This is a genomic window from Bradyrhizobium yuanmingense, from assembly GCF_025200905.1.
GTDB lineage: Bacteria > Pseudomonadota > Alphaproteobacteria > Rhizobiales > Xanthobacteraceae > Bradyrhizobium > Bradyrhizobium yuanmingense.
The window spans coordinates 726,953-742,453 of record NZ_CP104173.1; the positions used below are offsets into that span (position 1 = coordinate 726,953).

General features: G+C 65.3%; 13 protein-coding genes. 7 read left to right on the forward strand and 6 right to left on the reverse strand.

Going from position 1 to position 15,501, the window contains the following annotated elements; translation table 11 throughout:
- Positions 1–7: 7 nt before the first annotated feature.
- The 3 genes from sorB to N2605_RS03515 form a co-directional block, all read right to left on the reverse strand.
- Positions 8–316 (reverse strand): SorB family sulfite dehydrogenase c-type cytochrome subunit, encoded by a 309-nt coding sequence (gene sorB / locus N2605_RS03505; protein WP_225172814.1) that lies wholly within the window; start codon positions 314–316, stop codon positions 8–10.
- Between the two features lie 12 nt (positions 317–328).
- Positions 329–1,528 carry a SorA family sulfite dehydrogenase catalytic subunit gene (gene sorA / locus N2605_RS03510; protein WP_260345846.1) on the reverse strand — a complete coding sequence of 400 codons (1,200 nt, stop codon included), beginning with the start codon at positions 1,526–1,528 and terminating at the stop codon, positions 329–331.
- Positions 1,529–1,747: 219 nt separating this feature from the next.
- On the reverse strand, positions 1,748–3,475 hold the full coding sequence (locus N2605_RS03515; RefSeq protein WP_260345847.1) for an adenylate/guanylate cyclase domain-containing protein: 1,728 nt from the start codon (positions 3,473–3,475) through the stop codon (positions 1,748–1,750).
- 193 nt (positions 3,476–3,668) lie between these two features.
- Here N2605_RS03515 and N2605_RS03520 point away from each other — a divergent pair, with 193 nt between their 5' ends.
- Positions 3,669–5,231: a glycosyltransferase family 39 protein gene (locus tag N2605_RS03520; RefSeq protein WP_260347404.1), complete on the forward strand. Its 1,563-nt coding sequence runs from the start codon at positions 3,669–3,671 to the stop codon at positions 5,229–5,231.
- 8 nt (positions 5,232–5,239) lie between these two features.
- On the opposite strand, the gene N2605_RS03525 is transcribed toward N2605_RS03520, so the two are convergent.
- Positions 5,240–6,367: a threonine synthase gene (locus tag N2605_RS03525; protein ID WP_036028646.1), complete on the reverse strand. Its 1,128-nt coding sequence runs from the start codon at positions 6,365–6,367 to the stop codon at positions 5,240–5,242.
- A gap of 323 nt (positions 6,368–6,690) precedes the next feature.
- On the opposite strand from N2605_RS03525, the gene N2605_RS03530 reads away from it, so the two are divergent.
- The 4 genes from N2605_RS03530 (at position 6,691) to N2605_RS03545 (ending at position 10,268) form a co-directional block, all read left to right on the forward strand.
- On the forward strand, positions 6,691–7,947 hold the full coding sequence (locus tag N2605_RS03530; RefSeq protein ID WP_036028644.1) for a GTP cyclohydrolase II: 1,257 nt from the start codon (positions 6,691–6,693) through the stop codon (positions 7,945–7,947).
- Between the two features lie 5 nt (positions 7,948–7,952).
- Complete coding sequence (locus N2605_RS03535; RefSeq protein WP_260345848.1) at positions 7,953–9,191, forward strand: URC4/urg3 family protein; 1,239 nt, start codon at positions 7,953–7,955, stop codon at positions 9,189–9,191.
- Between the two features lie 167 nt (positions 9,192–9,358).
- Entirely contained in the window at positions 9,359–9,988 is a 630-nt protein-coding gene (upp, locus tag N2605_RS03540; RefSeq protein WP_036009715.1) for a uracil phosphoribosyltransferase, read from the forward strand.
- A gap of 67 nt (positions 9,989–10,055) precedes the next feature.
- Positions 10,056–10,268: a hypothetical protein gene (locus N2605_RS03545; RefSeq protein ID WP_036009716.1), complete on the forward strand. Its 213-nt coding sequence runs from the start codon at positions 10,056–10,058 to the stop codon at positions 10,266–10,268.
- Positions 10,269–10,286: 18 nt separating this feature from the next.
- Here the strand turns inward: N2605_RS03545 and N2605_RS03550 are convergent, their stop codons facing one another.
- Positions 10,287–11,396 (reverse strand): M48 family metallopeptidase, encoded by a 1,110-nt coding sequence (locus N2605_RS03550; protein WP_225142104.1) that lies wholly within the window; start codon positions 11,394–11,396, stop codon positions 10,287–10,289.
- Positions 11,397–11,399: 3 nt separating this feature from the next.
- Positions 11,400–12,545: a DUF898 family protein gene (locus N2605_RS03555; protein ID WP_260347405.1), complete on the reverse strand. Its 1,146-nt coding sequence runs from the start codon at positions 12,543–12,545 to the stop codon at positions 11,400–11,402.
- A gap of 309 nt (positions 12,546–12,854) precedes the next feature.
- On the opposite strand from N2605_RS03555, the gene N2605_RS03560 reads away from it, so the two are divergent.
- Positions 12,855–14,120 carry a cytochrome P450 gene (locus tag N2605_RS03560; protein ID WP_225113917.1) on the forward strand — a complete coding sequence of 422 codons (1,266 nt, stop codon included), beginning with the start codon at positions 12,855–12,857 and terminating at the stop codon, positions 14,118–14,120.
- A gap of 24 nt (positions 14,121–14,144) precedes the next feature.
- Complete coding sequence (locus N2605_RS03565) at positions 14,145–15,419, forward strand: cytochrome P450 (RefSeq protein ID WP_036028632.1); 1,275 nt, start codon at positions 14,145–14,147, stop codon at positions 15,417–15,419.
- Positions 15,420–15,501: the final 82 nt, after the last annotated feature.

The window sequence follows — 15,501 nt, forward strand, 5'->3', positions numbered from 1 at the left end:
CCATCCGTCAGTAGGTCGCGGTCAGATAATCGACGATCTTGCCGACATCGGCATCGTCGATCGGTGCGCCATAGAGCTTGATCATCTTGGTCACCTCGGCCTGCCAGAACGCCCTCTTGTCCTTCATCGGCGGCTGCGTGGCGACGTAGTCGGACGAATGGCAGGCGCTGCAATTGCCCTGCACGACCTCGAGATTGGGACCGGGCTTGAAGGCGGCGACTTCGTCCGGGGTCTTGTAATTGACGGGCGCTGCAAGTGACGAGCCCATCAATGCGGTGACGGCGAGCGTGATGGCGAGGAGAACGATGCGCTGCATGATCAGTCTCCTTCAGGCCACGCTGACGCGAACGGTTTCGACGACGTTGCGCAAGTAACCCGCCGGGTTCCAGCGCGGCATGTCCGGCTGGGTCTCGCCGCCATTGCCGGTGGCGCGGACCTTGAGCTCGTGGCTGCCGGCCGCGAGCTTCACCGGCAGCTTCCATTCGCGGAAGGCGTACCTGCCGAGGTCCTTGCCGAGCTTGGCGCCGACCCAGCTCTTGCCGCCGTCGGTGGAGACCTCGACCTGCTTGATGCCCTTGCCGCCATCGAACGCGATGCCGCGCAGGGTCACGGCTCCCGCCTTCAGCTTGGCGCCATCGGGGACGCTGGTGATGAAGGAGCGGATGGTGAAGCGGTTGATCGGGATCGTCGCCTTTGGCGCGGTGCCCGGCTCGACCGCATTGTTCGGCGTGTCGGGGATGCGGTAGGCCGACTTCATCCAGAAGCCGTCATAAACGTCGTCGATGACGGTGATCTCGTTGAGGTGCTTGACCCAGTAGGTGCCGAAATAGCCGGGCACGATCAGGCGCAGCGGAAAGCCGTTGAGGAACGGCAGGTCCTCGCCGTTCATGCCATAGGCCAGCATCACCTCGCCGTCAGTGGCGTGATCGATGTCGAGTGCCTTGATGAAATCCGGCGTCTTGTCGTTGACCGGTCCGTCCATGCCGTTGAAGGTGACCTGCCTGGCGCCGCTGTGCACGCCGGCCATCTCCAGCACGTTCTTCAGCGGCACGCCGCGCCAGCGCGCGCAACCCATCGCGCCGTTGGCGAGCTGACCGCCGGCGACGCGCGGCTCGAAGAAGCCGCGGCTGTTGCCGGAGCACTGGTTGACGGCGACGATCTCCGTCGCCTTCATCTTGCGGATGTCCTTCAGCGACAATTTCAGCGGCTTGTCGACCTTGCCCTTGACCTCCAGCGTGAACTTGTCGGGGTTGAGATCGTAGGGTAGGTCGGAGAGGTGGTAGCGCACGAAGAACGCGTTGTTCGGCGTGATCGGGGCGTCATTGAACACCGCAAACGGCGTCTCGAGCTGCGGCGGCCGGCTGGTCAGGCCGATCATCGGCCTCTTCTGCGGATACTTCACCAGCGGCCGTTCGCCGTTGGTGAAGGGCAGGGTCACCGTGTCGAGGGCCAGCGCCTTGGTGGAATTCAGTGTGGCCGCCATGGCGGCAAGGCCTGCTCCCTTGAGCAGGTCGCGTCGATCGAACATTTTTCTCCTCCCGGAGCTTCTCGTTGGATCGGCGGTCATCACCACGATCCTGCGCTCATCTGTCGCAACGATTTGGGTGAAGTCAATTCGCGCTTTCGCAGCAAGCCCATGCCGCTGCGTTGCAGCAGGCCGGTGTTGTGCATGTAGGAGATTGTGCCGAGCTGTGGCTGCGACGGCGGTGCGCTCCCTCGCCCCGTTCTTACGGGGAGACGTAAAGAATCACGCCGCCACCCGCTCGCTGCGATCGACCAGCGCCGCCAGCTCCCTCGCATTCGCCACTACGCGTACCGCGAGCGGCTGGTCGCGGCCGCGGATGGCGACCTCCTGCTGCGGCAGCGCATCGTCGGCAATATCAGCTGTACGGCGGACTTCATCCGAGACGACGGCCTCGCAGGCCAGCGTCTTGGTCATGTCCTGCAGGCGGGCGGCGACGTTGACGGCATCGCCGAGCGCGGTGAAGACGATGTGATCGCGATAGCCGATGTCGCCGATGATGACCTCGCCGCCGTGGATGCCGATGCCGAAGCGGATCGGCTGGCGCAGATCGTGGCTCAGGAGATCGTTGAGCTCGTCGATATGCGCAGCGATTCCCGCGGCGGCCTTCATCGCCTGCCGGCAGGCGGTTTGCGGGTCGGCCGCGAGTCCGAACAGCGCCAGCATGCCGTCGCCGACGAACTGGTTCGGCTGGCCGCCGTTCTCGATCACCGCTTGCGACACCGCGCCGAGGAAGCGGTTGACGATGAAGACCGTGTCGAACGGCAGGCGCTTCTCGGCCAGCTGCGTCGAGCCGCGCATGTCCACGAACAGGCTGACGAGATAGCGCTCCTGGCCGATACTGGCCGATGTCGAGGCTCCGTCCGTTGCATGCGTGTGAGCTGCGAAGAGTTGGAAGAACGAGAGATCGGAGGTCGGACGCAGCTGACAGGCCAATCTGATCGAGGGATCGGCGGTGCCGACGCGGGTGAGAACGAAAGCCTCGCGCTGCGATGGAGTGGGCAGGGCATCATGATCGCCGATGATGCGGATGCGGCAGGTCGAGCAGCGGGCGCGGCCGCCGCAGACGCTGGCGTGCGGCACGTTGTGGCGCAGGCTCGCCTCCAGCACGGACAGGCCCTTGGGGACCCGCACCGTCTTGCCGTTGCCGTAGGACAGCGCGATCATGCCGCCGCGCCGTTCGCGCAAAGCGCGCACGCCGCGCGCCGCCAGCACCAGTCCCAACAGACCGAAATAGCCCATGGTGAGACCGCCCGCGATGCGCTCGAGCGTGTTGCCTTCCGCAACCGTGCCGACCTTGCTGCGGGTGAGATGCTGCTTACGCCATTCGCCGTCGTCACTGTCGGCGGCGACGCTGCGGCCGCCCTGGTAGATGCCGAGCAGCGATAGCGTCGGGATCAGCACGGCGGCCGCGAGCAGATAGGGCGCCGCGCGTGTGAAGAACGGCTTCAGCCGAAGCCAGAAATAGACGCCGATGCAGCCGTGCACCCAGGCGATGAGAAGCAGGATCGTCATCTGCCAGATTAGGCCCGGCGCCGCGACGAAGAACAAATAGAGCTCCTGCGGATACAGCTTCTCGTGTCCGTACAGCGTCTGCGCGAGCCGCACGCCGATGACATGGCCCATGACGAGGACGGGGATGCTCAAGCCGAGCACGAGCTGGAGCGGCTCGATCGTTCGCCAGCGGAACTGCCGGCGCTGATACAGCGCGTAGACGCCGAGGCCCATATGGGTGAGGGCGGCCGTGTAGAACACGATCGCGACCGGGAGGAACTGCCAGAACAGCGTGTGGTAGTAGACCCCGGTCTCCATGGCGTCGACCGAGATGTTGCCGAGCGCGTGGTTGAGGAAATGACTGACCACAAAGGCGAACAGGATGATGCCGCAAACGAGTCGCACCTGCCGCACGCCGGCGGCGCGGACGACGGACATTTGTGTGGGAGCGGTGGCCATGATTCGGTTGTGTCAGGTCATGGAGGAGACCAGCCAGCGTAACCTTTAATTCCCGATATGGACAGCCAGCAGGATCACAGGGACGACAGCCCCCACATTGACTCCCCCTTCCAAGTCGGGGAAAAGCGCCGCCGTGACGATCGCTCCCGACATCTCTGCAAAGCCTGACGGCGCCGAACGGCGTCTGATCCTCATGGCCGCAGCGATCATCGCCGCGATGACGCTGCTCCGCATCGTCTATGCCTCGGCCATCGAGCTGCGTACCGATGAAGCCTATTACTGGACCTGGTCGAAGGAGGCTGCGCTCAGCTTCCTCGATCATCCGCCCGGCATCGCCTGGCTGATCCGCTTCGGAACCGCGATCTTCGGCGACACCAATCTCGGCGTCCGCTTCGGCGGCATCGTCGCGATGCTGGTGACGCAGCTGCTGCTCGCCGACATCGTCCGCCGCCTCACCCATGATGCGCGCGCGATCGTGTTCGCGGTGCTGATGCCGGAGGCCGCGCTTTATTACGGCCTGTTGATGGCAAAGGTCGCGCCCGATGTCGCGATGATCCCGTTCGCGGTCGCGATGATGTGGTCGCTGGTGCGGCTGGCGCAAAGCGGCGACGGCCGCTGGTGGTTGGCGGCCGGCCTGTTCGCGGGCCTCGCGATGCTGTCGAAATTCACCGTGGTCATGTTCGCGCCGGCGGTCGCCGCCTTTCTGCTGGTGCCGGATTGGCGCTGGCGCTGGCTGCGCAGCCCATACCCCTACCTCGCCGTCCTGGTCGCGCTGGTGGTGTTCTCGCCGGTGCTGATCTGGAACGCACAGCACGACTGGGCCTCGTTCCGTTTCCAGGGCGTGCGCGCCACCGCCAATTACGGCGTCTCGCTGCGTACGATCGGCGATTACATCGGCCTGCAATTCGGCCTGGTCGGTTTCGTCTTGCTGCCGGTAGTGCTCATGGGCCTGGTGCTGACGGCGTGGCGCGGCTATCGCACGCGCGAGCCGGTCGCGATCCTTTTGTCGACCGCGGTGCTGGTGCCGTTCGTCTACTTCTTCTTCAAGTCGCTGACGCTTCGCGTCGGCGACACCTGGCCGATGTTCATGTGGCCGGTCGGATTTGCCGCCACCGCGGTCAACCTCGTCACGATGAGGAAAGAGGGATGGTCCTCCCGAATGCTGAGGTCCTCGCTGTTCTGGGCCAGGACAGCCATCGTCTCGGGCATTCCCTTCGTCATCATCGTGTTCCTCTACTACGTTGCCGCGCCCTGGAATCTGCTCGGCAAGATCGACCCGATCGGCGCCGAGGCCGGCTACGAGCAGGTCGCCGCGCGGACGCAAGCGGCCCTCGACGTAACAGGCGCGACCTGGATCGCAACCACGGACTACCGCACCTACGCCATGATGCGCTGGCTGTTCCGGGGCCGCGTGCCCGTGATCGAGATCAACGAGCGCGGCCGTTTCCAGGATTTCCGCGACCCTGGCATGGACCGGATCAAGGGCCATGCCGGCATCTATGTCGGGCGCGAGCCGGACAACCGCGCATCACTGTGGGAGCACATTCCGGCGCAGCGCGAGCAACTCGCCACGGTCGAACGCCGTTGGCGCGGCGTCGTGGCTGATACTTATGTGATCGAAAAGCTCACCGGCTGGACCCCGCAGCTCTCGCCGCCAAAGGACTCGCCGCTGTTCCAGTGGAAGGTGCTGGCGGACGCCGGCGGGCGCTCGCGTTCTCTCTCCAAGCCTCTCCAGGAGCCTGGAGCGGGAGGGTAAGCGCGAGACTACTGCACGAGGTCGGCGACGGTGGTTGCGGCCTTGAGGCCGGTGCCGGTGAGAACGGCGACCGTTGTTTCGTTCGCATTGATGGCGCCGGTTGCGGCGAGCTTGTCGAGCGCCGCAGCCGCGCTGGCGCTGGTCGGCTCGGCAAACAGGCCCTGGCGCGCGAGGCGGCGCAGGGCGGCGACGATCTCGTCCTCGGTGAGCGCGATGGTGGCGCCGCCGCTCTCGCGCAGGGCGGCGATGATCTCACGCAGGCGGAGGGGAGTCTTGATCGCGGTGCCCTCGGCAACGGTCTTGCTCACCTCGCGCGCGACCGGCGTATCGACACCGGCCTTGAAGCTTGCATCGATCGGCGAGCAATTGAGCGGCTGCGCCGCGAACAGGCGCGGCAGCTTCGAGATCTGCCCGGCCTTCATCAGCTCGCGGAAGCCGAAGGCGCAACCCAGCAGACTGCTGCCGGCGCCGACGGGAATGATGACGTTGTCGGGCGCGCGGAATCCCAGATCTTCCCAGATCTCGTAGGCCAGCGACTTGGTGCCTTCGAGGAAGAACGGCTGCCAATTGTGGCTGGCGTAGAAGGTCTGGCTCGACTGCCGGATGGCCTCGGCCTCGGATTCCTCGCGCGGGCCCTCCACGAGCTGCACGGTCGCGCCGTAGGCGCGCACCTGCGCGATCTTGGCCGGCGACGTCGAGGCCGGCGCCAGAATCTTGACGCGCATGCCGCCGGCCGCACCCAGCCCCGCCATGGATGAGCCGCCGTTGCCGGAGGAATCCTCCAGAATGGCGTCGACACTGATCTGTCGCAGGAACGACAGCATCACCGCCGAGCCGCGGTCCTTGAAGCTGCCTGTCGGGTTGAACCATTCGAGCTTGAACAGCGGGCGCAGCGCGCCCCAGTCCTGCTGGACCAGCGGCGTGCAGCCCTCGCCGAGCGTGATCGGGTTCTCGATCTCGACCGGCAGCGCCGCCCGATAGCGCCACAGCGAGCGCGTCCGGCCATCGATGTCCTCGCGTGAGATGCCCGCCCCCGGCGTCACCAGCAGCGGCGTGCGCTCGTCCGAGCACCAGCGCGGCTGGTCCAAGGGATAGAGCTTTCCGTTGCGGGGATCGATGTAGCTGGCGGCAGGCATAGCAGTCTCCAAGGCAGGGCAGCGCGGTGCGCCGGACTTGAAGCCGGCCGCACGAAGCAACGCCTCCTTGAAAACACGAAAAACGAAACTATTTCAATTCCTTAAACCGGCCTCACCGGCAGGCGGCGAGCGCGATGAGCGGCGTCGGCAGGCCCGATGACGGGAATTTGGCCCCGAACGGCCCCTGCGCCCGGCCACGATTAACTTGTCTGTCGTCGCGGGCCGCTACAATATGTTGGATTGAACTTGCGCCGCCGGTTCGGCGTCGCAAGTGAGCCAGGCCCGTCCGAGCGGCGGGCCGTTGGCTTTTTGGGAGCTTGGACATGAGCCGTGCCAACCGTACCGACCACATCCGCCTGACCTCCCATCCGGAGCCGGGCAGGAAGGCCGCCTTTCCCATCCATTGGGGCGCCGCTGATGCGCGCGCGCGCGGGCCGATCATCGGCACGGTGTCGCGCGCCGGGGATCGCAACGTGATCGGCAGCCATGGCGGGTCCTACGCGATGTACCGCGCGCTCGCGGTCTCCGCCGGGGCGCTGGACCCGATCAGGCGTCCTGACCTCACCAATACCTTTCCGGCCGCCACCATCGGTCCGTTCGAGCAATGGACCGATCCCACAAAAATCGTCGCGCTCGATCCCTGGGGGCATCTGGTCGCCGAGAATTTTCGCCAGGAGATCGCCGAGGGCGCGGACATCCGCCCGAGCATCGCGGTGACGCGGGCGCGGCTCGACCTGCCGGAGATTCGCGATGCGCTCGCCGCAAAGCGGCTGCGCGCCGATGGCGAGGTCGTGCACGCCAGTGGCAGCGTATCGGTGGTGAAGATCGCGATCGATCCGGTGTGGTACCTGCCGGGCCTTGCGGCGCGCTTCGGCACCGGCGAGACCGAGCTGCGGCGCACGCTGTTCGAGCAGACCGCCGGCATGTTCCCGGAGCTGGTGACGCGCCCGGACATGAAGGTGTTCCTGCCGCCGATCGGCGGCACCACGGTCTACCTGTTCGGCGACGTGACAAAACTGCCAGACCATCGCACCAGGATCACCTGCCGCGTGCATGACGAGTGCAACGGCTCCGACGTGTTCGGCTCCGACATCTGCACCTGCCGGCCCTATCTGATCCACGGCATCGAGGAATCCGCGCGCGGCGCGCAGGAGGGCGGGCTCGGGCTCGTCGTCTACAACCGCAAAGAAGGCCGCGCGCTCGGCGAGGTCACCAAATTCCTAGTCTACAATGCGCGCAAGCGGCAGGAGGACGGCGATGCGGCCGCCGCTTATTTCGAGCGCACCGAGTGCGTGGCTGGCGTCCAGGACGCGCGCTTCCAGCAATTGATGCCGGATACGATCCATTGGCTCGGCCTCAAGCGCATTGACCGCTTCCTGTCGATGAGCGACATGAAATACGACGCGTTGACCTCGCAAGGCATCGACATCGTCGAGCGTGTGCCGATCCCGCTGGAGCTGATTCCCGCCGACGCCCATGTCGAGATCGCCGCCAAGAAGGCCGCGGGCTACTACTCGACCGACATCGCACCGGAAAAGGACGTGAACGGCGTGGTCGGGCGTTCGCTGGAAAAATACTGATCGCGATGGCGGACGCTTTGGAATCGCAGGCACGCGCGCTGCTCACCGCACAGGCGGTGCGCGCGCGCGCCGGGCAGATGCTCGAGCTCGGCCTTGCCGGCGGGCTCACCCATTTCACGGTCGATCTCGACCGCATCGATGGCGTTGCCGATGCCGTGCTCGCGGTGACCCGTAAAGCCTATCCGACGCTTGACATTTCCTTCCATGCGCGCTGGCGGCACTTCGTGCTCGGCGGCGTCGACCGCTGGGCCCGGCTTGCCGATGCTGCGTCCTGGCCGGATCGCGCGGCGCAAGCGCGCGCCGAGTTCGACCTCGCCATCGTCAGCGTGCTGCTCGATGCCGGCGCCGGCGCAGCTTGGCGCTATCGCGACAGCGTGACGGGAGCAGACGTAGGGCGATCGGAAGGGCTCGCGATCGCGAGCCTCGACATGTTCGCGAGCGGGCTGTTTTCGCGCGATGCGCGTGCGCCGTTCAGGGCCGATGCGGAGGTGCTTGAAAGACTGCCTCTTGGCTCACTCACCTCCGCCTTTCAGGTGACCGAGGCCAATCCGCTGCTCGGCCTGGAGGGACGCACCGACCTGCTGCGGCGTCTGGGCAGGGAGGTCTCGGAGCGTGCGGACGTGTTCGGCTTGCACGATACGCCGCGGCCGGGCGGGCTGTTCGATCATATCGCAGCGCATGCGATCGGCGGCGCCGTCGCTGCGCCCGCGATCCTGTCCGCGGTGCTGAACCGGCTCGGGCCGATCTGGCCGTCGCGACTTGAGCTTGCGGGCGTGCCGCTCGGCGATTGCTGGCGACATCCGGCGATCAAGGCGGACGACGGCACGGCAGGCCTCGTGCCGCTGCACAAGCTGTCGCAATGGCTGAGCTATTCGCTGATCGAGCCGCTGCAGCGCGCCGGCTTTGAGGTGACCGACATCGATGGCCTGACCGGGCTCGCCGAATACCGCAACGGCGGTCTGTTCGTCGATCATGACGTGCTGCGCCTGCGCGAGGCTGCTGATGCCGCGCGTGCGCATGAAGTGGATTCGCTGCTCGTCGTGGAGTGGCGCGCGCTGACAATTGCATTGCTCGACAGGTTGGCGGAGCGCATTCGCGCCAAGCTCGGCCGCACCCCTCGGACCTTGCCGCTTGCGAGCATCCTCGAAGGCGGCACGTGGGCGGCGGGCCGCGCCATCGCATTTGCACGCCGTCCCGATGGATCGCCGCCGCTCAAGGTGATCAGCGACGGCACGGTGTTTTAAACCCTCTCCCCTTGTGGGAGAGGGTGGCTTCGCGAAGCGAAGCCGGGTGAGGGGTTGTCGCCGCGGGCACATCTCTCAGTTGGAGTTCGCGGAGAGATACCCCTCATCCGGCGCTTCGCGCCACCTTCTCCCACAAGGGGAGAAGGGAAAAGCAAGAGCATCTCATCATGGAAGGCGTCACGATCGTCGATCATCCGCTGGTGCAGCACAAGCTGACGCTGGTGCGGGACAAGTCCATCTCGACCAAGTCGTTCCGCGAGCTGATCAAGGAGATCGGCATGCTGCTGTGCTACGAGGTGACGCGCGACCTGCCGCTCACCGACACCGTGATCGAGACGCCGCTGGCGACGATGCACTCGGCCAAGATCGCCGGCAAGAAGCTGGTATTCGTGCCGATGCTGCGCGCAGGCACCACCTTCGTCGACGGCATGATGGATCTGGTGCCGACCGCGCGCGTCGCCCATATCGGGCTCTACCGCGAGCCGCACAGCTTTGCCGCGGTGGAGTATTTCTTCAAATCGCCGTCTGACCTCAGCGAGCGCCTCGCCATCGTGGTGACGCCGGTGGTCGCCACCGCCAACACCGCCGTCGCCGCCATCGACCGGCTGAAGGAGCGCGGCGCCAGGGACATCCGCCTCGCCTGCCTGATCGCCGCCCCGGAGGGGCTCGAACGGCTGCGCGGATTGCATCCGGACGTGCCGATCTGGACGGCCGCCGTGGATGAAGGGCTCGACGACAACGGGTTCATCCTGCCTGGCCTCGGCGATGCCGGCGACCGCGCCTACGGAACGCGGTAAGTGCTGGGCGCGTTTTAGGAACAGCTTCCACCGCGCGAGGTTCTCCTGCACCAACAGGGAGAGCACGATGACCTATCAGAATGATGACCCCAGGACTGACCGTGCGCGCCGCAACAGCCCGGTGGGCTGGGCGGTCGGCGCGATCTTCGTGATCGCCGTGGTCGCGGCCGTCTTCTTCTACAATGGTCGCGAGTTCGGTCCCCAGACCACGACCTCGAATCCGAACACGGCGCCGAACGTCACCACCGGATCGAATCCACCTGCTGCGCCGGCGAAGTGATGCGCTAGGAGCGGGCCGTCACACCTTCCCGCTGCCGCAAATGCCCTTCAGTGCCTGCCACTCCTTGTCGGTCAGCAGCGGCGGGCCGCTGGCGGGCCGGTCCTCCTTCGTCATGCGCGCGAGGCGGTCCTCGGTCAGCGGATGGCTGGCGAGGATATTCGTCAGGCCGGAGCCGCCCTCTTTGCCGGTGATGCGGAACATCAGCTGGGCCGCGGGCTTCGGCGACCGGCCGAGCGCATGCATGATCTCGATCGCGAAAGTGTCGGCGCCGGTCTCGGCTTCGCGCGAATAGGACGCTTCGACCAGGCTGCGCGAGGCGAAGATCACGGCCGAGGAGCCGGTGATGTCGCCGAACAAGAGGCCGATCAGGAACGAGGTGCCGCCGTTGTAGATCAGGCCGCGCATGTTGTCGTAATGCTTGAGATGGCCGAGCTCGTGGGCGAGGATGCCGGCGAGCTCGTCGGGACTTTCGGCCTTGTCGAGCAGGCCCTTCAGCACGAACACCTTGCCGCCGGGCAGCGCGAAGGCATTCGGTATCGAGCTCGGCAGCACGCCGGCCGTCATTGTGTCGTCGAGGCCGGCCGCATCGCGCAGGCGGTTGACGAGCTTCGTGAACGCGGCCTTGCCCGCGGGGTCTTCGCACACGCCGCGGCCGAAGATGGTCTTCATCTGCACTTCGGCGGCATCGCCGATGCGCCGTTCCACGGGCTTCGGCACCAGCGGCGCGAGCCGGTCGGCGGCGAGCGGAACGCCGAACAGGACGACGCAGACGATGGAGACGGCGGCGGCAACCGACCAGCCCACGATTTTCGCGACGCCGCTGCGCGTCGTCCGGTGCTCGTCGAGCCGCGTGCAGCGGGCCGCCACCTCCGCGGCAAGCGCGGCATCGCGGATCTCCAGCCGCGCCAGAGGCGGTGCGGACGTCGCAGCCAGGCGCAGGATTCCGGGCGGACTGTCGGCACGGCGAATGTCGGCATAGGGCCAATGAAGGAGCGTTCCGCCCTCTTCGTGGATCTCGAGCGCATCGCCGAGGATCAGCGTCACCTGCCGCCTGCGGCTGGACACGCCGTCGAAGAAGATTGTCGGCTTGCCGGACTGCACAGGGGTATCGGCGAACACATCACTCAAGGCTCAAAATCCTGCAACATCCAGTCCATCGGCAAAGCCTTCGCCGAGCGCGCCGGCAAGCTGACCGCTGCCGCGTACGTCCGCCGCGGCCGCGATGTCGTGCACCTCGACGGTCTCCAGCACCTTGGCCCAAAGATCGCGTTGAAGATAGACCCGCATGACGATGTTGATGGCAAGAGCGAGCGCGAAATAGCCGATCACCATCATCGCCACCATCGGGATGCTCTTCGTCGCATTGTCGCCGGCGAAGATCTCCTCGGCGGAAACGCCTGTGAGCGAGACGACGAGGAAGGCGCTGCCGCCCATATAGGCTGCGAACGCGACCGTGAGCAGCATCCACCAGCCGATCACTTTCCAGTACAGGCCGTAGAAGGCATCATGAGGCAATTCCGAGGACAGGCTGACGCCACCGATGCGGATGCCATCGAGCCACCAGCGCCATTCGCGCGCCTTGAACTCGGCATAGAAGAACGGTGCGAGCGGGAAGATGATCAGCGCGATCGGGCTGAGCAGCCAGAGCCACCAGCCGCGCTTGAAGAAGGTCCAGCCGTCGGCGTCGAAATCGCCGCGGAGATCGCCGTAATGGGTGTGCCGCATCTTGTAGCGTTCGAGCGCCGCCGCGCGCCAGGGCAGCGCGAGACCGAGCGTCAGGAGCACCAGCAAGCCCCATAGCATGGCGCGAAACGCGTAAGCCCAGCCGGAGCCGTCCATCCAGAAGCGGACGCCGCGCCAGACCGTGCGGGTCAGGCGGTAGCGCCGCGCGCGAAAAATCGCGAACTGGCCGAAGGCGTAGAAGGCGATGAATAGCGGCGTCGAGGCAAAGGCCTGCCAGCGCTCGAACTCGATGCCAATGAGAAAATAGGCGAGATAGATCGGCACCAGGATCGCGAGCGCGAACAGGAAGCCGACCAGGAGCTCCTTGGCCCGTCCGGTGTATTCGGCCGCATCGCCATCGATCGCGGTGTGCGTCCACAGATGACGGCGGATGTCGGTGACGAGCCAAAACCGGTAGAAGCCGAAGGTCACGAGCTCGAGCATGGCACCCTTGGTGACCATTTTGCGGAACTCGGAGCGGCTGCCGGAGAAATCGACCCGCGTCGCCGGCAGCGGCGGGGGCAAGGGTTCGGACCCGATCGGGGTCCATTGCATGTCGTTCACGGCGGCAACCTCGGGATGCGGATCTGTTCCGGCCAAACTATAGATCAGAGGTTAGTCGATCCCCAAGATGAGCGGGTTCGATTTAGCTCGATTCCAGCGGGTTTCTCGCACGATTCTCTGTCGTTCGGCGTGCGGGAGGTCACGTTCTCGTGGCGTCGTGACGATCGTGCAACGCGCTCGTGAAGGCTGGATGTGGCAAAACTCTCCCTTGCCCCGGCGCAGACAACCGGCTGTAATTGCAAATCAAATACCGCAGCGCAGAATTCAACGACGCGCGGTTCATATCCAGGGAGAACGGTCATGCATGGGACCATCGAAAGCGCGGCCAAGCTCGACGCCTTGCGCGAGCGCGCCATGTCGCTGCCGCTGGAGCAGTTCGATCCCGGCGACCCCGAATTGTTCAGGACCGATACGTTCTGGCCCTATTTCGACCGGCTGCGCCGCGAGGATCCCGTGCATTACTGCAAGGACTCGATGTTCGGGCCGTATTGGTCGGTGACGCGCTACAACGACATCATGGAGATCGAGACCAACCATGCGGTGTTCTCCTCGGCCTCCGCGCTCGGCGGCATCACCATCCGCGACATCGATCCGGATCTGCGCCGTGAGAGTTTCATCTCGATGGACCCGCCGCGCCATGCCGCACAGCGCAAGACCGTGGCGCCGATGTTCACGCCGACGCATCTGGACAATCTCGCCATCAACATCCGCAAGCGCTCGGCCGAGTGCCTGGACAACCTTCCCCGCGGCGAGGTGTTCGACTGGGTCGACCGCGTCTCGATCGAGCTCACCACGCAGATGCTTGCGGTGCTGTTCGATTTCCCCTGGGAGGATCGCCGCAAGCTGACGCGCTGGTCCGACGTCGCCACCACGATTCCCGGGCCTGACGGCCTCGTCGCGACCGAGGACGAGCGGCAGGCCGAGCTGACGGAATGTGCGGCCTATTTCTCGAAGCTGTGGAAGCAGCGCATCGAACAGCCGCCGAAGAGCGACCTATTGTCGATGATGGCGCATGGCACTGCTACGCGCGACATGGATGCGAAGAACTTCCTCGGCAATCTCATCCTCCTGATCGTCGGCGGCAACGACACCACGCGCAACACCATGTCGGGCTCGCTTCTCGCGCTGAGCCAGCATCCGGAGCAATATCGCAAGCTGCGCGAGAACCCTGACCTGCTCGACAGTTTCGTGCCGGAGGTGATCCGCTGGCAGACGCCGCTCGCGCATATGCGCCGCACGGCGCTGTCCGATTTCGAGTTCCGCGGCAAGCAGATCAAGAAGGGTGACAAGGTCGTGATGTGGTACGTCTCGGGCAACCGCGACGAGGACGTGATCGACAGGCCCTACGAGTTCATCATCGACCGCGCCCGCCCGCGTACGCACCTGTCCTTCGGCTTCGGCATCCATCGCTGCGTCGGCCTGCGGCTCGCCGAGCTCCAGCTCAAGATTATTTGGGAGGAAATTCTCAAGCGGTTCGACCATATTGATGTGGTCGGCGAACCCACTCGGGTCTATTCGAGTTTTGTAAAGGGTATCGAAACGCTGCCGGTGAAGATTGCTGCGTGAGTCGAACGCAACGGAGCCACGATCATGAACATCCAAGCGCCGGTTAAAGTGGACAAGGCCGAACGCATGCGGAAGGCGCGCGAGGAGGCCTATGCGACGCCGTTGTCGCAATTCCACCCCGGCGCGCCCCGGCTGTTCCAGGATGACACGCTGTGGCCCTGGTTCGAGCGGCTGCGTAAGGAAGAGCCGGTGCATTACTGCACCAATGCGCCGATCGAGCCGTATTGGTCGGTGGTGAAGTACAACGACATCATGCATGTCGACACCAATCACGGCATCTTCTCCTCGGATTCCAAGCTCGGCGGCATCTCGATCCGCGACGTGCCGGAAGGCTACGACTATCCGAGCTTCATCGCGATGGACCAGCCCCGGCATTCGGCGCAGCGCAAGACGGTGTCGCCGATGTTCACGCCGACACACCTGGACGAGCTGGCAAAGCTGATCCGCCAGCGCTCGCAGACCGTGCTGGACAATCTGCCGCGCAACGAGACGTTCAACTTCGTCGAGCGCGTCTCCATCGAGCTGACCACGCAGATGCTGGCGACCCTGTTCGACTTCCCCTGGGAGGAGCGGCGCAAGTTGACGCGCTGGTCCGACGTTTCCACCGCGCTGCCCAAGAGCGGCATCGTCGCCAGCGCCGAAGAGCGCCGCCGCGAGATGGACGAGTGCTACGCCTACATGTCCAAGCTCTGGAACGAGCGTGTCAACTCCGCGCCGCGCAACGACCTGTTGTCGCTGATGGCCCACAACGAGGCCACGCGCCACATGGACCCCGACAACCTCATGGGCAACATCATCCTGCTCATCGTCGGCGGCAACGACACCACGCGCAACACCATGACCGGCTCGGTGCTGGCGCTGAACGAGAACCCGGAGCAATACGACAAGCTGCGCGCCAATCCGGAGCTGATCGATTCCATGGTGCCGGAGGTGATCCGCTGGCAGACGCCGCTGGCGCATATGCGTCGCACCGCGCTTGCCGATACCGAGATCGGCGGCAAGCACATCAGGAAGGGCGACCGGGTCGTGATGTGGTACGTCTCCGGCAATCGCGACGAGGAGATGTTCGACAAGCCGAACGAGTTCATCATCGACCGCCCCCGCCCGCGCACGCACCTCTCCTTCGGCTTCGGCATCCACCGCTGCGTCGGCATGCGCCTCGCCGAGCTGCAGCTCAAGATCGTCTGGGAGGAGATGCTGAAGCGCTTCGACCGCATCGAGGTGGTCGGCGAGCCCAAGCGGATCTATTCGAGCTTCATCAAGGGATATGAGACGCTGCCGGTGCGGATTCCGGGCTGAGCTCTCTCCTACCGTCATTGCGAGGAGCGAAGCGACGAAGCAATCCAGACTGTCACCGCGGAGGGATTTCTGGATTGCTTCG